At 69.9% G+C, this 16,435-nt stretch carries 30 protein-coding genes; 2 read left to right on the top strand and 28 right to left on the bottom strand.

All coding sequences use genetic code 11. From position 1 onward, the window contains the following. Positions 1–37: 37 nt before the first annotated feature. The 22 genes from HJD23_RS35790 to HJD23_RS35690 form a co-directional block, all read right to left on the bottom strand. On the bottom strand, positions 38–289 hold the full coding sequence (locus HJD23_RS35790) for a hypothetical protein (RefSeq protein WP_171117844.1): 252 nt from the start codon (positions 287–289) through the stop codon (positions 38–40). Next, positions 286–459: a hypothetical protein gene (locus HJD23_RS35785; protein ID WP_171117846.1), complete on the bottom strand. Its 174-nt coding sequence runs from the start codon at positions 457–459 to the stop codon at positions 286–288. Before HJD23_RS35785 ends, HJD23_RS35790 begins: the two co-directional genes overlap by 4 nt. A 104-nt stretch (positions 460–563) precedes the next feature. Further along, the gene (locus HJD23_RS35780) at positions 564–935 is read right to left on the bottom strand and encodes a helix-turn-helix transcriptional regulator (protein ID WP_171117848.1); all 372 of its coding nucleotides are present in this window, start codon (positions 933–935) and stop codon (positions 564–566) included. After that, positions 932–1,459 (bottom strand): hypothetical protein, encoded by a 528-nt coding sequence (locus HJD23_RS35775; RefSeq protein WP_171117850.1) that lies wholly within the window; start codon positions 1,457–1,459, stop codon positions 932–934. Before HJD23_RS35775 ends, HJD23_RS35780 begins: the two co-directional genes overlap by 4 nt. Positions 1,460–1,514: 55 nt before the next feature. Beyond that, positions 1,515–1,751, bottom strand: a complete 237-nt coding sequence (locus HJD23_RS35770; RefSeq protein ID WP_171117852.1) for a hypothetical protein — start codon at positions 1,749–1,751, stop codon at positions 1,515–1,517. A gap of 97 nt (positions 1,752–1,848) precedes the next feature. Further along, positions 1,849–2,190: a DNA translocase FtsK gene (locus tag HJD23_RS35765; protein ID WP_171117854.1), complete on the bottom strand. Its 342-nt coding sequence runs from the start codon at positions 2,188–2,190 to the stop codon at positions 1,849–1,851. 74 nt (positions 2,191–2,264) lie between these two features. Beyond that, on the bottom strand, positions 2,265–2,537 hold the full coding sequence (locus HJD23_RS35760) for a helix-turn-helix domain-containing protein (RefSeq protein ID WP_171117856.1): 273 nt from the start codon (positions 2,535–2,537) through the stop codon (positions 2,265–2,267). After that, positions 2,534–2,992, bottom strand: coding sequence for a DUF4326 domain-containing protein (locus HJD23_RS35755; RefSeq protein ID WP_171117858.1), 459 nt, complete (start codon positions 2,990–2,992; stop codon positions 2,534–2,536). Before HJD23_RS35755 ends, HJD23_RS35760 begins: the two co-directional genes overlap by 4 nt. After that, positions 2,992–3,390, bottom strand: a complete 399-nt coding sequence (locus HJD23_RS35750; RefSeq protein ID WP_171117860.1) for a hypothetical protein — start codon at positions 3,388–3,390, stop codon at positions 2,992–2,994. The genes HJD23_RS35755 and HJD23_RS35750 overlap by 1 nt, the downstream gene beginning before the upstream one ends. A 43-nt stretch (positions 3,391–3,433) precedes the next feature. Further along, positions 3,434–3,664, bottom strand: coding sequence for a hypothetical protein (locus tag HJD23_RS35745; RefSeq protein ID WP_171117861.1), 231 nt, complete (start codon positions 3,662–3,664; stop codon positions 3,434–3,436). Beyond that, on the bottom strand, positions 3,661–5,025 hold the full coding sequence (locus tag HJD23_RS35740) for a replicative DNA helicase (RefSeq protein ID WP_240980885.1): 1,365 nt from the start codon (positions 5,023–5,025) through the stop codon (positions 3,661–3,663). Before HJD23_RS35740 ends, HJD23_RS35745 begins: the two co-directional genes overlap by 4 nt. After that, positions 5,022–5,642, bottom strand: coding sequence for a DnaA/Hda family protein (locus tag HJD23_RS35735; protein WP_171117863.1), 621 nt, complete (start codon positions 5,640–5,642; stop codon positions 5,022–5,024). Before HJD23_RS35735 ends, HJD23_RS35740 begins: the two co-directional genes overlap by 4 nt. Then, the gene (locus HJD23_RS35730) at positions 5,623–6,507 is read right to left on the bottom strand and encodes a hypothetical protein (RefSeq protein WP_171117865.1); all 885 of its coding nucleotides are present in this window, start codon (positions 6,505–6,507) and stop codon (positions 5,623–5,625) included. Before HJD23_RS35730 ends, HJD23_RS35735 begins: the two co-directional genes overlap by 20 nt. An 86-nt stretch (positions 6,508–6,593) precedes the next feature. Beyond that, entirely contained in the window at positions 6,594–8,312 is a 1,719-nt protein-coding gene (locus HJD23_RS35725) for a DNA cytosine methyltransferase (protein WP_171117867.1), read from the bottom strand. Continuing rightward, positions 8,312–9,151 carry a hypothetical protein gene (locus tag HJD23_RS35720; protein WP_171117869.1) on the bottom strand — a complete coding sequence of 280 codons (840 nt, stop codon included), beginning with the start codon at positions 9,149–9,151 and terminating at the stop codon, positions 8,312–8,314. The genes HJD23_RS35725 and HJD23_RS35720 overlap by 1 nt, the downstream gene beginning before the upstream one ends. Then, positions 9,151–9,279, bottom strand: a complete 129-nt coding sequence (locus HJD23_RS44795) for a hypothetical protein (RefSeq protein WP_277347786.1) — start codon at positions 9,277–9,279, stop codon at positions 9,151–9,153. Before HJD23_RS44795 ends, HJD23_RS35720 begins: the two co-directional genes overlap by 1 nt. After that, positions 9,276–9,650, bottom strand: a complete 375-nt coding sequence (locus HJD23_RS35715) for a hypothetical protein (protein WP_171117871.1) — start codon at positions 9,648–9,650, stop codon at positions 9,276–9,278. Before HJD23_RS35715 ends, HJD23_RS44795 begins: the two co-directional genes overlap by 4 nt. A gap of 61 nt (positions 9,651–9,711) precedes the next feature. Beyond that, a complete protein-coding gene (locus tag HJD23_RS35710; protein ID WP_171117873.1) occupies positions 9,712–10,479 on the bottom strand; it encodes an ATP-binding protein in 768 nt (255 codons plus the stop codon). Between the two features lie 11 nt (positions 10,480–10,490). After that, positions 10,491–11,315 (bottom strand): PD-(D/E)XK nuclease-like domain-containing protein, encoded by an 825-nt coding sequence (locus HJD23_RS35705; RefSeq protein ID WP_171117875.1) that lies wholly within the window; start codon positions 11,313–11,315, stop codon positions 10,491–10,493. Continuing rightward, entirely contained in the window at positions 11,312–11,659 is a 348-nt protein-coding gene (locus tag HJD23_RS35700) for a hypothetical protein (RefSeq protein ID WP_171117876.1), read from the bottom strand. Before HJD23_RS35700 ends, HJD23_RS35705 begins: the two co-directional genes overlap by 4 nt. A 163-nt stretch (positions 11,660–11,822) precedes the next feature. Beyond that, positions 11,823–12,197, bottom strand: coding sequence for a hypothetical protein (locus tag HJD23_RS35695; protein ID WP_171117878.1), 375 nt, complete (start codon positions 12,195–12,197; stop codon positions 11,823–11,825). Beyond that, positions 12,194–12,646, bottom strand: a complete 453-nt coding sequence (locus HJD23_RS35690) for a hypothetical protein (protein ID WP_171117880.1) — start codon at positions 12,644–12,646, stop codon at positions 12,194–12,196. The genes HJD23_RS35695 and HJD23_RS35690 overlap by 4 nt, the downstream gene beginning before the upstream one ends. Between HJD23_RS35690 and HJD23_RS35685 the strand changes: the two genes are divergently transcribed. Further along, entirely contained in the window at positions 12,630–13,025 is a 396-nt protein-coding gene (locus HJD23_RS35685) for a hypothetical protein (RefSeq protein WP_171117882.1), read from the top strand. The genes HJD23_RS35690 and HJD23_RS35685 overlap by 17 nt on opposite strands. Here the strand turns inward: HJD23_RS35685 and HJD23_RS35680 are convergent. The 6 genes from HJD23_RS35680 to HJD23_RS35655 form a co-directional block, all read right to left on the bottom strand. After that, positions 12,962–13,699 carry a hypothetical protein gene (locus HJD23_RS35680; protein WP_171117884.1) on the bottom strand — a complete coding sequence of 246 codons (738 nt, stop codon included), beginning with the start codon at positions 13,697–13,699 and terminating at the stop codon, positions 12,962–12,964. The two genes, HJD23_RS35685 and HJD23_RS35680, sit on opposite strands and share 64 nt — an antisense overlap. After that, on the bottom strand, positions 13,696–13,950 hold the full coding sequence (locus HJD23_RS35675; RefSeq protein ID WP_171117887.1) for a hypothetical protein: 255 nt from the start codon (positions 13,948–13,950) through the stop codon (positions 13,696–13,698). Before HJD23_RS35675 ends, HJD23_RS35680 begins: the two co-directional genes overlap by 4 nt. Continuing rightward, positions 13,947–14,192, bottom strand: a complete 246-nt coding sequence (locus HJD23_RS35670) for a hypothetical protein (RefSeq protein WP_171117889.1) — start codon at positions 14,190–14,192, stop codon at positions 13,947–13,949. The genes HJD23_RS35675 and HJD23_RS35670 overlap by 4 nt, the downstream gene beginning before the upstream one ends. Then, a complete protein-coding gene (locus tag HJD23_RS35665) occupies positions 14,189–15,025 on the bottom strand; it encodes a phage antirepressor N-terminal domain-containing protein (protein ID WP_171117891.1) in 837 nt (278 codons plus the stop codon). Before HJD23_RS35665 ends, HJD23_RS35670 begins: the two co-directional genes overlap by 4 nt. A 90-nt stretch (positions 15,026–15,115) precedes the next feature. Next, on the bottom strand, positions 15,116–15,406 hold the full coding sequence (locus tag HJD23_RS43135; RefSeq protein WP_206326332.1) for a helix-turn-helix domain-containing protein: 291 nt from the start codon (positions 15,404–15,406) through the stop codon (positions 15,116–15,118). Positions 15,407–15,410: 4 nt separating this feature from the next. After that, positions 15,411–15,695 carry a hypothetical protein gene (locus HJD23_RS35655; protein ID WP_171117893.1) on the bottom strand — a complete coding sequence of 95 codons (285 nt, stop codon included), beginning with the start codon at positions 15,693–15,695 and terminating at the stop codon, positions 15,411–15,413. A gap of 240 nt (positions 15,696–15,935) precedes the next feature. Between HJD23_RS35655 and HJD23_RS35650 the strand changes: the two genes are divergently transcribed. Beyond that, positions 15,936–16,373 carry a hypothetical protein gene (locus HJD23_RS35650; protein WP_171117895.1) on the top strand — a complete coding sequence of 146 codons (438 nt, stop codon included), beginning with the start codon at positions 15,936–15,938 and terminating at the stop codon, positions 16,371–16,373. Positions 16,374–16,435: the final 62 nt, after the last annotated feature.

The raw sequence follows: 16,435 nt of genomic DNA, 5'->3' as shown, positions 1-16,435 counted from the left end.
TTCGTGCGGGGCGGTTCGGTGTTGGGGCGGTGGGCGGCTATTCGCCGTGCTTCTCCAGTGGCCAGCGCCGGTCGTCGGCTGCTGCTTCGCGGACGGTGGGCCCGGCGTCGTGGGCGGGGGCGGGGGTGTCGTCCTCTTCGCCGAGGCGTCGAAGCTCGGCCCGCATGTCGTCGGCCCAGTCGGCGGGTACGGAGACGGGCACGTTGTCGCTGCGGCAGGCCTGTTCGACGAGGCCGTTGCAGCGCCAGCAGTACCAGCCGATGTGGACGAGTTGGGGGTTGTCGGTCACAACTCACCTCGGTGCTGGAGTTCGTCGAGGAACTGGTTGGCGATCTGGTGCAGGGCGTCTTCCTGCTTCTTGGGGCCGGTGCGGGCGTAGTGCTGTGCGTCGCGGCCGACGAGGGTGAGCGCGGTCTTGATGACCTCGGTGGGCTTTTGGCGGTGCGGGCGGTCGGTCATGGGGTGCCCCTTCCAGGTGGCTGGGTTGTTGTCTGACGGCCGTTCGGCCGGTGCTTGGGGTGACGGGCCCGGGCGGGTGTCCCGGGCCGTCTGTGGCCCGCCTGTCATGCCGCAGCCTCTGTGCGCCTCCGTGACGGCCCGGCAGCGCTCCGACCCACCGGAGCCCCACTCGCGCCCTCCGAGGCCGTGAGGCGGGCACTGAGCCGTTCTCCCGGCGGCAGTTCGACGCTCACCGGGTCGAGCAGTCCAGTGACGAGGGCGATGGCTACGGCGTGCGCGCGGTCGCGGGCACCGAGCTTCCGGTACACGCGGTGCAGGCGCTCGTGCACGGTCGACGGCTGAATGCCGAGCCGGGCCGCTGTCTGGGCAGCGGTGTAGCCGGACGCGGCGAGAGCGAGGATCTGCAGCTGCCGACTGGTGACCGCGGCACGGGGCTGGGCGGGTCGGCGGACGGTCGCCCGGTGCACGGCGGTCACTGCCCGGCTCCGTCGTCCGTGGCCGGCCCGTCCTGCCGCGCCCCGGCGGCGCGCGACTTGAAGCCGCCCCGGGCGACGGCCCGCCGGACGGCTCGTGCCTGGTGTTCCCAGAGCGCCTTGTCTTCGTCGGGCACGTCGCTCCAGGGTTGGCCATGCGGACCGAAGCGCCAGTGCAGCCACTCGGGGAGCGTGTCGGGCACGGCCTTGGTGGTGGGCTGCGCCTCGTCGGCCATGCGGCGCAGCTCGGAGACGGCGCGGTTGACGCCCTCCGCGGCCTTCTGGCCCATGTCGTCGTAGACGGCGGGGAACAGCGCGGTGTACAGGCGCTGCGCGGCCTCGCGGAGGACGACGGCCCGGTCGGCGGGCTCGGGCAGCACGGCGGCACGGGCCTTGGTCGCAGCCACAGCGGCAACGGCCCGGGGGTTGGCCAGAACCAGGCCAGTAGCGGACTGCTGAGCGCCCTCGTAAAGGTCCCAGATGGCGGATTCGATCGCCTCGACGAGCGGGTCGGTGGTGTTGTTCACGGTGGGTCTCCAAGGAGGGGGCCGCCCCACAGGCGGGGCGGCAGACGGGCTGGGGTCAGGACTGGGCGTTGAGCTTGCGGGCGGCGGCAAGAGCGGGGGCCAGCCAGTGGGCCGTCTCGTCGAGCTCCAGCCCGTGCCGGGTGACGGCGTCGCACGTTTCGGCCGTGGTGCGCAGCAGGTGCGCGTAGCAGGCGTCGACGTCCGGGTACTCGCCGGTGAGCTTCGGCGGGGTCTCGGGCTCGGGCGCCAGCTTGTCGGCGGCTGCTCGGAGTTCGTCGGCGGGTGTGGTCATGGGCTTCTCCGGTGTGCGGGGTGGGCGGTCGTAGGCTGAACACGAGCCCGCGGCAGATAGCAGCTGCCGCGGGCCGTCTTGCGGAATCACGGGGCGGTCAGTCGTCGTCGCGCGCAGGCTTCGGCCAGCGCTTGCGGCAGGCAGCCTTGTTCGAGCAGACGGTGATGCTGATGCCGTGCTCGTCGTTGCTGAGGGTTCGGTAGCCGCGCTTCCCAATCCGGCCGCACTGCTCGCAGTACCGGACGAGGACGTCGCGGGCCCTGCTGCCATCAGCAGGCCCGACGAAGCCGCGGCGCTCCAGTTCGTCCAGCAGGGCGCTGGCATCACGGAACGAGATCCGCATCCATCGCTGCACAGCGGAAGCGGCGGCGAGGTTGCGGGAGGCGACGAGGCGCAGCGCCTCCTCGACTTGCTCCTCGCTGATGGTCTGTACGGTCACGGGTGTCTCCTCAGGGTTGGTGCCCGGTGTCACGGGCCGGGCCGGGGTGGTCGCCGCACAGCAGGCGGCACAGGTCAAGCGGCGGGCTCGCGGAGCGCAGCGGCAAGGCGTTCACGGTTCGCGGCCTGCTGCGCCGGCGACAACGGCAGCCGACCCGAGGGGGCCTTCAACGCGCGCCCGGTGGGGATGGCTTCGGCGTACAGCCGGCCGAGCTTGTCCGCGGGCGGCAGGTTGAGGGCGTGACGGTGGCGGGCGACGGTGGATCGGGCGCAGCGGAGTTGGTGGGCGATGTGGGCGTTGGTGTGGCCTTCACGGATCAGGGCGGCTATGTCGGCGCGGATCTTCACAACACGGCCTCCTTGGTGGCGGCGTACATGGGCTTCTCGCCCCACGCGATTCGCTGCCGGTTGACGCGGGCCCGCACGACGGTGATCCACGCGGCCAGTTCGGCGGGCGGCATGTTCGCCCTGCGCAGCAGCTCGTCGGCGTGGCAGGCGCGGTCGAGCGGGCAGGTGCAGGCGAGGTCTTTCCCACGCAGCAGGTGCAGTCCGGACAGGATCCGCTCGCGGCGCCGGTCTGCCTCGTCGGTGGGGGCGTCGGAGCGGGACCCGGCGAGCCAGATCCGGAAGTTCTCTGCTGCGGCGGCGTGCGGGTCCTCGTAGCCCATCTCCTGCATCAGGCCGACCTTGCAGGGGTTCCCGAAGCGGCTGGGGCGGCTGACGATGACGCCGCCGTGAATCGGGTGGGCTGCGCCTGCGAGGCGCCATCCCTTGGTGCGGCGGCGCTGGATGCGGTTCGGCATCACGCGGTCTCCCACTCCGGGTCGACCTCGGGGTGCGTGAACCACACGGGCTTGCCCAACTCGCGGGCGTAGGCGATCTCGGCGGTGGTCGACTGGCCGATGTAGTCCCCGACCACCAGCACCTCGTTGGCGAGGCGGATCTTCGCCCGGTGCAGATCGTCCAGGCGCAGCTTCAACGCCTCGGCCTCTGCCGGGTCGGCCCACAACTCGTGCGGCTGCTTCATGTCACAGCCGGGCTTGACGACGATCCGGCCGGCCGCGGTCTCCCGCAGGTCCGCCTCGGCCATCTCCGACATGAAGCGCGTGCTGCCGCAGATGGCCACGATCTTCGGGATGCCCAGCCGCTCCTTTGCGTCGGCGAGCTTCTCCTCGGGGGACAGCAGTTCGGGGTACGACATCGGTTCCTCCTGGTTGGTTGCCGCACAGCGCGGCAGGGCGGGGTCAGGCGGCGGGTGGCTTGCACTCGTCGCAGGGCTGCGGGGTCGGGCCGGACGGGGCGGTCCCGCACGGCCACGCCCCAGGGCGGGGGATGTGGTAACTGGGCGCCGCCCGCTCGGCCTTGGCCGACTTGGGCTTGGTCGGCGTGCGGCCCGTGAGCGAGATCAGGTACGGGAGGAGGTCGCCCTCTGCGCGCATGGCCGCCAGGTCGGCGCGGTCCGGCTGGGCGTTCACGTAGCGGCCATATCCACGAAGCGACTGAAATGGAGCTGCGCGGCGACGGTGATCGTGGCGGTAGGTCCGCCGCGGTGCTTGCCGACGATCAGGTCGGCCTCGCCCGCTCGAGGGCTCTCCCGCTCGTAGGCGTCCTCGCGGTGCAGCAGGATCACGATGTCGGCGTCCTGCTCGATCGACCCGGACTCGCGCAGGTCGGACACCATCGGCTTCTTCTCGGTGCGCTGCTCGGGCCCGCGGTTGAGCTGGGCGAGGACGACGACGGTGATGCCGAACTCCTTGGCGAGGAGCTTCAGTCCGCGCGACAGCATCGACACGGCGACCTGCCGGGACTCGGCGCGGGGTGCCTGCATGAGCTGCAGGTAGTCGATGACGAGGAGGCGCAGGCCGGCGGTGCGGACGAGGTTGCGGACGATGGCGCGCAGGCCGGGCAGCGTGACGAGCGCGTTGTCGTCGATGTGCAGCGGCGCGTCGGCCATGGCGGGCAGCCTGAGCGCGGCTCGAGCCAGGTCGTCGTCCTGGACGATGCCCTGCTTCAGGTGATGCAGGGCGATCTTCGCCTCGCCGCAGAGCATGGTGTTGGCGAGTTCGTCCTTGCCCATCTCGAGCGACGCGAAGTACGTCGGGATCTTGTTGGTGATGGCTGCGGCTCGGGCGATGCCGGACGCGAACGTGGTCTTGCCCATCGCGGGGCGGGCGCCGACGACGACCAGCTGGCCGGGCGCCCAGCCTCCGGACAGCAGGCTGTCCAGGTCGATGAACCCGGTCGGGATGCGGTCCTCTGCGCTCGGCGGGGTGACAGCCCGCTCCAGCACGGCAGGCAGCAGGTCGCCGAGCACGGACGCCTGCGACACGGCGGCCGGGCGGACGAGGTTGTCGATCTCGGCCTGCATCTCGGCGATGTCGGCGGCCGGGTCGAACGCCGGAGACTCGGCCTTGAGCTTCATCGTCACGCCGAGGGCCGCGGTACGCGCGGCGACAGCGACGCGGGCGATCCGTTCAGCCCAGTAGCCGGCGGCACCGGGCATCGCCTGGTTGTACAGCTCGGCAAGCTGAGGGCCGGTCAGCGGGCGGCTGGCCATGCGGCCTTCGGCGTGCCACGTGTCGAGCTTGCGGGCGACGGCTTCCCAGCGGATCTCGCCGGAGGTGAGGGTGGGGGCGAGGTCTTCGACGGCGAACCACACCATGCGCAGACGCTCGTCGCTGATGTCGGCGGGGTCGAAGCCTTCAGCGGCGAGGGTGTCGACGAGGCTCGGCTGGGCCATGACAGTGGCGGCGAGGATGCGCTCGGCCTCGAGGTCGGCGGGCGCCGACGATACGGGCGCGGCGTCCGGGCCCCACATGTCGATGTCGGTGGTCACGCCGCCGCTCCCTTCCGGCGGTCGCTGCCCTGCAGGAGGACGACGCTGCCGCGGCACATCTCGGCGAGGCGGGACGCGACCCGGGGGCCGACGACTTCGGACAGCTGGTTGGGCAGCACGTCGCACGTGATGATCACAGGGCGGCGGTTGATGTACCGCTCGTCGAACAGCTCGAACAGCCGCTCCTGCGTCCAGTCGGAGGCGCGGGCCGCAGCGAGGTCGTCGATGAACAGCAGGTCGCTTTCCTGCAGCTGCTTCACCAGCGCACGCCCCTCGCCCCCGGGGGCGTCCGGGCGGAGCGCGTCGAACAGGGCGGTGGACCGGTAGATGCTCAGAATCGGGGTGCCCTGCCACGGCATGTTCGGCGCGTACTGGGCCTCCAGCCAGCGGCGGCAGGTGTGCCACGCAGTGTGGGTCTTGCCGACACCGATCGGCCCGGTGAGGAAGAGGCTGGATCCGCCCCAGCCGCCGATCCAGTCGGCGACCTGCTTGGGCAGGTCGTAGCGCTGGCGGTAGATGGCGGGGATGCGGGAGTCGAACCGGTCGAGGGCGGCGAGGCGCCGCTCGACGAGGACGGATTCGCGGGGGCTGAGCTCGTCAGCCGAAGCGGAGTGCACTGTCGATCTCCTCCTCGGGGATCTCTCGGGGTGCGGTTGTGGGGCCGGCGGGGCGCTGCTTGCGCTGCTCGGCGAGGGCCTGGCGGCGGAGGGTGTCGTACTTGGCCCGAAGCTTGGCCGGGCTGAGGATGTGCGCCTGCCAGAAGTCGTTGGCGTGGGCCCAGTCGATGGCGGCTACGGCCTGCTCGGGTGTGATGCCGTCCTTGTCGATGAGCAGCCGGATGTCGTTGCGCCACTTCTTGGTGACGGCCGGCTTCTTGCTGCCGCCTTTCTCGATCACGGCGGCGAGGTGTCGGCAGACGCGTTCGACGTCGGCTCGGGGTGGTGCATCCGCGGGCTCCGCAGGAGTTCGCGTATATCTCTTTTCTTCTTCTGTCTCTGTCTCTGTCTCTGCTTCGGTTTTGCTTCCGTTTTGCTTCACCAAAGTCGAAGCAAGTGCTTCGCCGTTTGCTTCGCGGTTCGAGGCGGCTCGGCGGGACTCGCCGGACCGCTTGCCGCCCCTCTGACCTGCGGCGGAGCGCTTGGCGCTGAGCTCCCGCACCTCGGCGGCGGACCGCTGGTGGCCGAGGTAGTCGTGGATGACGTAGGCGTCGGAGGGTGCTGCGGGGCACTTCGGGCAGTCGTGTTCGCCCTCATGCCACAAGCCAACGCGAAGCAGTGCCGAAGCACTTGCTTCGGGTTTGCTTCCGTCCGTGAGCCGGGGCACGAGACGCTTCGGGATCACGCCGTCGGTCAGCTGACGGGAGGCGTAGGCGAGCCCGCAGATGTAGAGCCAGCCGGCCTCGCCTCCCGCTTCGATGATCTTCGGGTGGTCCGGCAGGCCGTCGTGCACCTTGACGTAGGTGCGCTTGTCCTTCTCGGCCATCAGACGTCTCATTCCTGGCTGTTGCGGATGGGTGGGGTGTCGGGGTGTTGCTGGTCAGGGCTGGTCGCGCGGCCGGCGGCCCGCGGTCACGCGGCGGCCTCGTAGTCCGGCTCGGTGTCGCGGTCATGGGGGCTGTGGAGGACGGCACGCAGCCGGTTTCCGATCCAGGTGCCGACCTGTGGGCTGACGGCGTTGCCGAAACCGTCCACTTGATCGCGGGCGGAACCCCAGACGGTGAAGGTGCCGCGGTAGTCACGGAAGTCGACGTCGAATCCGCAGCCTCTGCCGATCTCGTGGGCGCCCATCATGCGGTAGAAGCACTCTTCGAACGGCACCTGGGACAGTGCGGGCCCCCAGTTGGCGGTGAGGAGTGCCGTCGTGTCCCGGGACGTGAGCGTGCCGAGCGGATCGGTCACCGGGTGTGCTGCGGTCTCGGTGCCCGTGGAGCCGTTCTGCTTGAACCAGCCGGCCGCGGTGAGCAGTCCGGGGATCTGCTCGGAGGTGAACGTCGACATCGGCTCCGCGTGCACCGCAGGCACGGTGTGCTTGCGGTACGGGATGACCCCGGAGGTCACCAGCGCGAGCGTCTCGGAGGCGACCTGGGTGGGCAGCGGCTCACCGGCGCCTCGCGGTGTGCCCTGGTAGTTGTCGACGGCGAGCGCCAGCGATGGCTCATCCCACAGCCCCTGGCCGGTCGACAGGAGCGCCGCCTCCTGCTGGCTGGTCTGTGTTGCCAGTGGCTGCAACAGCAGCCGTTCCGAGCCGTGCACGCCCTTGGCGGGCATGAGAATGGCCGGGAAGTCGGCGAACTTCTGGCGACACCGCTCGATTCGGGCTGTCGTCGACGCGGCGAACGGGCCGCGGTGGCCGTCCTTGAACGTCTTGACCGGCCGGTCACCGATGCGGGTGCCGAGGTCGCTGAGGTCGAGCGCGGTGATTGACGGTGTCATGGGCGGGATGACCGCGGTGCGGCAGGACGGGCACCGGTACTCGTACTGTTCGCCGTAGGCGACCTTCCCGGTCGGCGGAATCCCGGTGCGCCAGGTCCAGACCGCTTCGACGTCCTTGTCGCAGCGGTGGCAGCGGGACAGGGGCCGATGCTCCAGGTCCGGCATGGGCAGGGACTTGTGGACGAACACCCAGTAGCCGCGGTTGCGGGACTGCGGCACCCCGAAGAACTGGCTGTTCAGGAACAGCACCGTGTGGTTGTAGTCGAGCAGGTCAAACTGCTTGAGCCACCACCGGTAGGTGGAGCCGTCGCCGACCTTCTTGCTGCCCGGGAGGAGTGGGCCCCAGGACTGCAGCTCGGTCGTGCACTCGACGAGGATCATCCGCGGCCGGTGCGTCTGCGCGTAGTGCAGGACGCAGTTGGCAGTGGCCCGGTCGCGTTCGGAGCGGGTGACCCGTTCCTCGTAGTCGGGGTCTTCCATCCCGAACAGGGTCAGACCCTGCGCGTAGGCCTTGAGCGTGTTGGCTTGCGAGTGGTTGACGCAGCTGACGCCGGCTACCAGCAGATCGGCCGGGGGCAGGTCGCGGACCGAGTGGTAGTCGGACGATTCCGGGTTCACGAGGTTGGCGATCCAGTGCTCGGCTTCCGGGTGGTTCGCTTCGTGAACCTCGACCTTGTAGGTGTTGTGGTTCGCGGCCATGATCGTGGTGAATCCGGCGCGCCTGATGCCCTCGGTGAGGCCTCCGAAGCCGGAGAACAGGTCGACCGCGACGTACTCGTCGTGGCGGAACCGGCGCTGCTTGACTGCCGGCCGGTGCGTGGCGGTACGGGTCTTCTTGGTGGACGCGCGAGACATCAGGCCGCCACCTCCACGGCGTACTCGGGGTGCTCGCGGAAGGCGTGGTCGATGTAGGACTTGCTGACGCCGAGGCGTTCGGCGGCGGCGGCCCGGTCGAGGCCGCTGACACGCATGAGCCAGGTCGCGTTTTCGGCGATGGCCTGGCGCCGCGTGGTGGTCTCGGCGGCCGGCGCGTAGTCCGGGTCGTCGAGGCTTTCCTCGTCCCACCAGGCGGTGCCGAGCCATCCCTTGGCGGCGGCTCGGTCCCGGGTGCGCTTGGCGATGTGGGCGGGGACGCCGTGCTCTTCGGGCTTGAGCCCGTCCAGTTCGATGTACAGGCGGTTCACGTAGTCGGCGACCCAGCGGCGCACGGTCCGGGTGTCGGGCTGGTTCTGCAGGTAGACGATGAACTGCTTGTGCTTGCCGCAGCGGCGGGCGAGTTCGGTGGCGGACCATCCGTCGGCGGCGAGAGCACGGAGGCGGCGGCTGGTGCCGAGGCCGGGGATGCGGTTGCCGGAGCCGGGCAGGTCGGTGGTGGGCCGGACTGCGAGGACGCGGGTTTCGGTGCTGCGGCGGATCGGCCCGTCCTGGCGGATGATGCGGTAGAGGACGTACTGGCCGATGAGTGCGTCGGCCATGATCTGCGTGTCGGGCATGCCAGCGGCGCGGAGGCGTTCGATGTGGCGGGCTGCTCGTTCGGGGGTGGTGAGGTTGCCGCGGCCGGTGGCGCGGAGGTATCGGCCGCGGCGGACTTCGGCGGTGACTGCGCTGGTGCAGGGGCGGCACTTGCAGCCGCGGCGGTAGCGGCGCGGGTCGCCGTGCTGGAAGGCTTCGGCGGGGATGGCGGGGCGGCCCATCAGTCCTCCTTCCGGGCGTTGTTGTTGCGGCGGTTGGCGAGCCAGCCGATGCCGGCGCCGATGGCTCCGGCGGCGACCGCGGCGATGTACAGCCAGGCGAGGTTGAGGTGGTTGAGGGCGTCGATCACGCTGCGGCCCTCCCCTGCTGGGTGCGGGCGGCCTGCCGGTCCTCGATGAACTTCCGGCCCTCGGCGGTGAGGAGGTACAGGTTCACCGGCTTGCCGTGGGCCTTCGGGTTCACGGACGGCTCGTCGCCGACCTTCACCAGCACGCGCGGCTGGCGGCGCTTGGTGAGGTTGGTGAAGTACAGGCCGGCGGTGCCGCGGCCCAGCTCGGGGACGATCGCCCACAGGTCGTTCGCGGAGAACGGGCGGTTGCCGCCGGCTATGGCGAGGACGGCCTGGTCGAGGGTGGCCTCATCCCACTGGGTTACGTTGGCGTAGAGGGTGGCGAGCAGCTGGTTGGCCTGCTCGCGGGCCTGCTCGGGTGTGAGTGTCATGTACGGTCTCCTTTGACAGGCCGCCCGCGATTCGCCCGCGGGCGGCCGTTCGCGTTGCGGGCTACTGCTCGGTGGGCTCGGGGCTGGCGTTGAGCCAGGCGAGGAGCGGCGCAGCAATGTCGCGGGCCCCGTTGGGCCGGTCGAACACCTTGCGGTTCAGGCCGGGGCAGCGGGACTTGAGGACTTCGAGGCGGTTGTCGATGTCCATCGCCACGGCGACGTCGAACTCGTACTCGATGCCCTTGCGCTGCTCGGGCCGGGTGCCGACCTGCTTCGGCTTGCCGTTCTCCAGGACCCACTCGGTGTAGGAGCGCATCGAGGCGACGACGTGGCCGGGGTAGGCGAGGATCGCGGCGACCATGTCGTTCTGCAGTGGGGTGCCGTCCTTCCAGCCGGCGAACTTGTTGCCGCCGTACCTGCTGCTGGCTTTCTCGACTTGGTCGAGGGTGCCGTCGGTGCCCTTCCAGAAGTGGGAGAGGCTGTCGACGAACACGGTCGGGTAGCCGGCCTGTGCGGCGGCGTCGAGGGCGCGGGCGAGGTCGCGGGGGTCGTAGCGGTCCATGGCGAGCGTGTCGAACTGGATGCCGCCGATCCCGGCGTAGAGGCTGGCGGCGCCTTTCTCGGTGTCGATGACGGCGAACCGTCGGCCCTCGGACAGGCCGTGGGAGATGCCGAGGCCGGTCCAGGTCTTGCCGGAGCCGGACAGGCCCTGGATGGACAGGCGGGCCTTGCGGCCGGCCTTGCTGGCGGGTCGGAAGGCGAACTGTTCGGCGGCGGCCTGCTGCTGCGCGGGGCGGGCGGTGCGGACGGGCTGGCCAAGTTGGGACATGCGGGGTGCTCCTAGGCGTACTGGCGCTCGACCCAGGCGGGGAGCGCGATCATCGGGTTGGGCAGGTAGCCGGGCCATTCGCCGCGCTCTCGGCAGATGGCGTAGGTGTTGAGGGCCACGTCGTTGAGGTGGCGGCCGATGCCGCGGGCCATCGGGTCGCAGGTGGTGACGACGACCAGGTAGGGCGGGTCCTTCTCCTGCACGACGAACTGCATGGGCCGCTCGGGGTCGGCGACGTTGATGGCGGCGCCGCCGTCCTCGTACCAGCCCTGCTGTTGGTGGTAGCCGTGTTCGTTGAACGCCTTCTCCAGGTCTTCGCGGCGGCAGGAGCGGGCGGTCTTGTAGTCGACGATCTGGCCGTCGTCGCGCAGCCAGTCGAAGCGGCAGCGGCGCCAGACGCCGTTGTCCTCCCAGAAGGCGGACTGTTCGGCGAGCCCGGACCCGGGCTCCAGGAGCTGGGCTGCTTCGTCGTGCGCGCGCAGGGCGGCGGCCATGGCGCGGACCTGCTCAAGCTCGTGGCGCTTGAGCGGGATGTCGCCGGCCGCCCTTATCGCGGCGACCTCGGCCTTGATGCTGTCGGTGTTCCACTTGTCGGCGTCGACGAGGACCAGCTGGGGGCCGTCGTCGAGGACGAGCTTGTGTGCGGCGGTGCCGAGTTCGAGGGCCTTGTTGTGGGGCTGCGGGTTATCGAGCTGCCACTTGAAGGCGGCCGGGCACTTCTTCACCAGCGTGCGGGCGCCGGTCGAGGAGAGGCTGCCGCCGGGGATCGGGTCCCCGTGATAGACGTCGGCGGGGATGTCGTACAGGCCGGGCTCGACCTCGGTCTCCGTGGTCATGCGACGCCGTCCAGGGGCATCGGTCGGGCGCACGCCTCGCACAGGCCCTCGGGGGTGAACGGCCCGTCGACATCCCAGCAGCGGGTGCAGGTGATGGGCTTCGGCTTGAGCCCGGACAGCCGCTGCAGGGTGGCGATGCCTTCCTCGTCGTACTTGGCGAGCAGGACGGCCGCGCCGTACTCGGGGAACGCGGCGAGGAGCTTGGCGCGGTTGGTCATGTCGGCGCGGTCGATGAGGGTGATCAGGGACTCGGTCCAGTCGCCAGCCGGGTAGCCGCCGCGGCCGAAGTGGCTGAGGACGTGCGCGGCGACGTCGGCTGGGATGGTGGGGCTGCTGGTGCTCATGGTTCTCCGTTTCGGGATGTGTTGGGCCGGGCCCCGCCTCCTTGGGGGGTGGTGGAGGCGGGGCCTCAGCTGCCGCGGAGCGCTGGGGGCGCTGGCACGCGGCGTATTCGGTTGGCTTGGGCGCCGGCCGTGGCAGGAGCGGGCACCGCCAGGGCCGGCGGGTTCAGGTGCGACCGGGGTCGGTGGTCGCGAACGGCGCCTGGTGCAGCGGCATCACGCAGTGCTTCCGGATCTCGTCGACGCTCAGCTCCTGCGTCTTGGCGATGACGTGCTCGGCCTTCACGCCGACGTCGACCTTGCGCTTGAGGTCGGCGATCTCGCGGTCGCGGAGGCGGATGACCTCCTCGGCCTGCTGCAGTTCCTTCTCGGCGGTCTTCCGCCGTTCCTGCTCGTCGGCGAGGTCGCGCCGCAGGAGGGCGATGTCGTCGCCGGCGCGGTGGGTGATGGTGAGGAGGCGCCGGTTCTCGTCGCGGAGCTCGGCGACTTTGTCGACGGCGCGGCGGCGACCGGTGCCCTTCGGGAGCAGGCTGCGGGTCACCGGTTCCCCCACACCTCGATGGCGGCCTCGACGGGGGCCCGCAGGTGGTCGTGCCACAGGCTGGTCATCGGCGTCGCGGTGCCGGTGTGGACTAGGGTGGCGACGGTCGCGGCGAGCATCGCCGGGGCGACCCAGCCGGGCACGGGCAGCGCCTCCAGCTCCCAACTGGAGCCGTCGTCGTTGAGGCGGGCCCACTGCCAGATGGGGCCGCGGTCGTAGTCCTCGTCGCGGCCGGTGTGCCAGTCCCACACGAGGATCAGGCCGTGGCGGAACCGGGTGTCGGGGTAGTCGGAGGTCTCGGGCGTGAGGGTGACGACGCCGCGCAGGTAGGCGACGTCGTAGGAGTCCTCGACGAACGCATCCGTCTGCTCGGGCGTCAGCTTTGCCTCGGTCAGGGCGGCTTCCACGGCCTCGATGTACGGGGCGTGGGGCGTGTGGAAGGTGGTCACTTGGGTTCCCCCTGTTGCGGTGGGCGGTGTGTGCGGCGGCAACCCGCTGCTCAAGCTCGGCGACCCGGGCCCGCTGGCAGACGATGTAGAAGCAGGCAGCGAGCGCGAGCCGCTTCTCGATCTGCCGGAGCGTGGGCTGGTCGCGGGTGACGAGGTCGTCGTCGATGTCGATGAGTCCGGCCTCGATGGACGCGATGACGTTCGGGTCGGTGATCCACGCGGGCACGCGGCGGCGGGTGATGCCGAGGCCGGACAGCAGGCCGGGCACTATCACCGGGGCGGCGGTGGCCGGGGTCGACGGCAGGCCGGTGAGGGTCATGACACGGCCGCCAGTTTCCGGGCCGCGTCGTACTGGCCGATGGCCCACGACGCGGCGTAGCACTGGTAGACGAAGTGGTAGTTCAGCTTGTGGATCGACCAGTCGCCGACGTCCGAGAAGGCGAAGCCGCCGACCTCGCGGACCTTGACCTTGTGCTCACCGCCGCCGCTCCGACGTGCGTGCTCGCCCCACTCCCAGCGGTAGGCGTCGCTCCGGTCGTCGTGATCCTTCGACGTTCCGCATGAGCACTCGGCGCGGTACGTCACTCCGTGCTCGAAGTTGTAGACCGCTTCCATCGCAAGGTCTTTGGAGTCCAGCAGGCCGCTGTCGAGGATCTGCTCACGGACCGCTGCCCGCAGGCCTCGCGGGGCTCCATCCCGGACGGCCTCCGCTACCTCCGCCTTCACCTGCTTGATCAGGCGGTCGGGGTCGTACTCGCGGACCGATTCGCGTCCGTTGACCAGCTTCGACGCCCACCGCGTCGGCTCGACGCGGATGCCGCGCAGCCAGTCGAACATGTCCTTCGTGTCGTCGCCATGACGCTCGAAGTGGTACGAGCCGTGAGAGCCGGCGACCAGGAGGTTGTAGGGCCAGGTCACGAGGATGATCCGGGACCATCCCTGCATGGCCTTGAACTCGACGTGCCGGTACAGGCCGTCCTCGCGGAGCTCGGTCAGCTTGCCGTCCTTCACGTCACGGGCGACGTGAGCGGCGATCTCGGGGTAGTCGGTCACGACGCCTCCTCGGCGGTCGGGTAGGGGAATGCGGGTGTGGTGGCGTCCGCGTCGGCGTCGTAGAGGAGATGGCGCATCTCGGCGAGGTAGCCGGCCTTCGCGGGCTCGCCTTGGGCGGCGCGCTCGGGGTGCGCGAGGAGGTCGGGGAGGCGGGCCATGCGGGCGGCGAACTTCTGCCTGGCCAGCTCGCGGCGCATGGCGGTCTCAACCTCGGCGGCGGGCACGTCCACGGCGGAGATGGGGAGGGTCATGACCGGACCTCCGTCGGCTCGCCGGGGCGGAGGGCGGTCGAGGCCAGCACCTTCTTCGCGCGGTGCCAGTCGGCGAGGACGATCTCCCGGTCGCCCCAGTCCTCCACCGACAACGGCGACATGGGGCGGCTGAGGACACGCTCGGCGTCGTCCATCGCCAGGGCCGCCTCGATCACGTGAGGCCGGGTCAGGCGGGCTGCGAACAGGTGGACCGCCTCGGGGGTCGGGATGGGGGCGCTCACGACGCCTCCCCGAGCCGCTGCTGGGCGGGGTAGCGGTCGGCGTAGAACTCGCCCCAGACCTTGTCGAACATCGGGCGGTCCGCCTCGGTGTACGACTTGACCGTGCGCTCGCGGCCATCGACCAGGCCGATCGAGTCCTTTGGCTTCTCGCCGTGCTGCATCTCGTAGGCCAGCGAGACGCGTCGGCCGAACGATGACCGCACCGAGCGGCGCTCGTCCTTCGACAGGCCGCGGTCCTTCAGGTAGGTGTCGACCAGCAGCGCGCGTTCCTCAGCGGGGATCTCGGCGATCTCGCCGGCCGCCTCCGCGTAGTGGTGCAGTTGCCGGGACCGCTTCCACTTCGGGTCGACGCTGTCGTCCATCGCGGCGATCAACTGGACAAGGCCCAGCGCGCGGCGGATGCGGCGCTCCTCGATCTCCTGCTGCAGCGCATCCAGCTGCTCGTCCGTGGCGCGCTCATTGATGGCGCCCCCGCGTGTCCAGTAGTCGTTGACCGCGGTGGTGGTCTCGCGCTGGTAGGCGACGAGAGTGGGGCGGACCGACTCGGCGACCTTCGTCTCGTTGACGGTGGCGAGCCACATCAGGAAGGTGCGGACGTCCACCGCGGCCATGCGGTAGGTCTTGCCGTCGGCGCCAGTTGTGGGGATATCCCTACGACTGGCCCATGAGCGGTCGCGGAGCTTGCGGAGCTGGGTCGAGTAGTCGAGGCCGATCGCTTCGACGGCCGGACGGAACACAACGTGGGGTTCGCCATCGACCAAGACGGTGTCGATGGAGCCGGCCGACAGGTCTAGCTTCACGACCTTGGTCGACTCGTGGGGCAGAATGGACACAGGCGGTCCCTTTCGCTTCGTGCGTTCTGGGCGTGGGATCGCGAGGTCGTCCCGGGGTTGGCGTTTCGGGGCGGCCTCTTCGTTTGCCGGTTAGGCGGCGACGCGGGCCGGCTTGCGCGACAGGCGCGGCTCCGGCGGGCGGGACTCGTGGGCGCGGTCGGTGTCCGGCTCGGTGGCGGCGCGGTACTGGCCGTCGAGGTAGGCGTCCAGGTCGGCGACCTTGTAGGCGACGTATCGGCCGACCTTGTAGCCGACCGGTCCCTTGCCGAGCAGTCGCCACTTGCGGAGCGTTGTGAGCTCCAGGCCGAGGTGCGCGGCGGCGTCCTCGATCCAGAGGGAGCCCTTCGGGGGGCTCGGGCGGGGCCCCTTCCTGTTGTGCACTGGCTTACTCCTTCTTGGTGGGGGGAGAGCTAGGAGACGCATCGTCCAGTTCTGGAGACGCCTTGGGCGCGAAGAGCACCAGCAGGGCGACACCGAGGGCCTCCACGAGGGAGTGGGCGTCATTGACGTCCGCGTTGTCCTGCCTGCCGGTGGCGAGCTTCTCGATCAGACCGCGACCGCAGCCGCTGGCTTCAGCGAGGCTGTCGTAGCCGTAGGGGGTGCCCCTGCCTGGGTGCTTCATGATCCATCTGAATATTTCTGCACTTCGAAGCAGGTAGCGACGACTCATGGATCCCCCGTGGTGCGGAGCGGCCTTGATGAGACGAGTTAAGCACACGAGAGACGAATCGTCTATGAAACTGGACGACCGATCGTCAGGAACCAGTAAAGATCTTGGCGCGATAACATTGATTTGTAGACGGTTCGTCTCCAACACGAGAAGGTTGTACGGGCCGACCTGCTATTTTTCCGGCGCCCACCCGTATCCCTAGAGACAGTCGGTGCGAACGTGACGCGAGAGGAAGAGGACATGACGGCAGCGGCCCCCGCCCCTGACCAAGGCGCGGCCGAGCGGTCGTCGCCTATCGGCGCGCTCTCCCAGCTCATCCAGGAAGCACTCGACAAGGACGACTCCTACCAACGCATCGCCGACCGGGCCAGCAAAGCCAACACGGGAGAATCCGTCTCCAAGGCGTATCTGCAGCGAATCGTGAAGAACCCGCCAGCGAACCCCCCCTCCGCCAAGCAACTCGCCGCCATCGCCTACGCACTCGGCAAGCCGGTCAATCGCGTCCGGGAGGCCGCAGCGGAACAGTGGCTGCAGTACGAGGCGACCGAGCTGGCCGGCTACGACGCCGAGGTCCGCATCATCGTCGGCCACCTCGCCGGCAAGTCCCCGGAGGAGATCCGGCGCTGGCGCTACATGATCGAGGCAGACGAGAAAGCCCGCCGGGAATCAGGAGATTGACGGACTGTCACATTCCGCTGCGGGCATCCGATCGCGAATGTCCGTAAGTAGACATTTCTCGA

This window comes from Streptomyces sp. Z423-1 (assembly GCF_013009255.1).
GTDB lineage: Bacteria > Actinomycetota > Actinomycetes > Streptomycetales > Streptomycetaceae > Streptomyces > Streptomyces gossypiisoli.
This window is presented reverse-complemented; position numbering and strand designations above follow the sequence as displayed.

Excerpts from the sequence above, each read along its gene's own strand:
- HJD23_RS35785 (WP_171117846.1), bottom strand. The coding sequence starts at position 459 with ATGACCGACCGCCCGCACCGCCAAAAGCCCACCGAGGTCATCAAGACC.
- HJD23_RS35770 (WP_171117852.1), bottom strand. The coding sequence starts at position 1,751 with ATGACCACACCCGCCGACGAACTCCGAGCAGCCGCCGACAAGCTGGCG.
- HJD23_RS35755 (WP_171117858.1), bottom strand. The coding sequence starts at position 2,992 with ATGCCGAACCGCATCCAGCGCCGCCGCACCAAGGGATGGCGCCTCGCA.
- HJD23_RS35750 (WP_171117860.1), bottom strand. The coding sequence starts at position 3,390 with ATGTCGTACCCCGAACTGCTGTCCCCCGAGGAGAAGCTCGCCGACGCA.
- HJD23_RS35730 (WP_171117865.1), bottom strand. The coding sequence starts at position 6,507 with ATGGCCGAGAAGGACAAGCGCACCTACGTCAAGGTGCACGACGGCCTG.
- HJD23_RS35725 (WP_171117867.1), bottom strand. The coding sequence starts at position 8,312 with ATGTCTCGCGCGTCCACCAAGAAGACCCGTACCGCCACGCACCGGCCG.
- HJD23_RS35720 (WP_171117869.1), bottom strand. The coding sequence starts at position 9,151 with ATGGGCCGCCCCGCCATCCCCGCCGAAGCCTTCCAGCACGGCGACCCG.
- HJD23_RS35715 (WP_171117871.1), bottom strand. The coding sequence starts at position 9,650 with ATGACACTCACACCCGAGCAGGCCCGCGAGCAGGCCAACCAGCTGCTC.
- HJD23_RS35710 (WP_171117873.1), bottom strand. The coding sequence starts at position 10,479 with ATGTCCCAACTTGGCCAGCCCGTCCGCACCGCCCGCCCCGCGCAGCAG.
- HJD23_RS35705 (WP_171117875.1), bottom strand. The coding sequence starts at position 11,315 with ATGACCACGGAGACCGAGGTCGAGCCCGGCCTGTACGACATCCCCGCC.
- HJD23_RS35700 (WP_171117876.1), bottom strand. The coding sequence starts at position 11,659 with ATGAGCACCAGCAGCCCCACCATCCCAGCCGACGTCGCCGCGCACGTC.
- HJD23_RS35675 (WP_171117887.1), bottom strand. The coding sequence starts at position 13,950 with ATGACCCTCCCCATCTCCGCCGTGGACGTGCCCGCCGCCGAGGTTGAG.
- HJD23_RS35655 (WP_171117893.1), bottom strand. The coding sequence starts at position 15,695 with ATGAGTCGTCGCTACCTGCTTCGAAGTGCAGAAATATTCAGATGGATC.
- HJD23_RS35650 (WP_171117895.1), top strand. The coding sequence starts at position 15,936 with ATGACGGCAGCGGCCCCCGCCCCTGACCAAGGCGCGGCCGAGCGGTCG.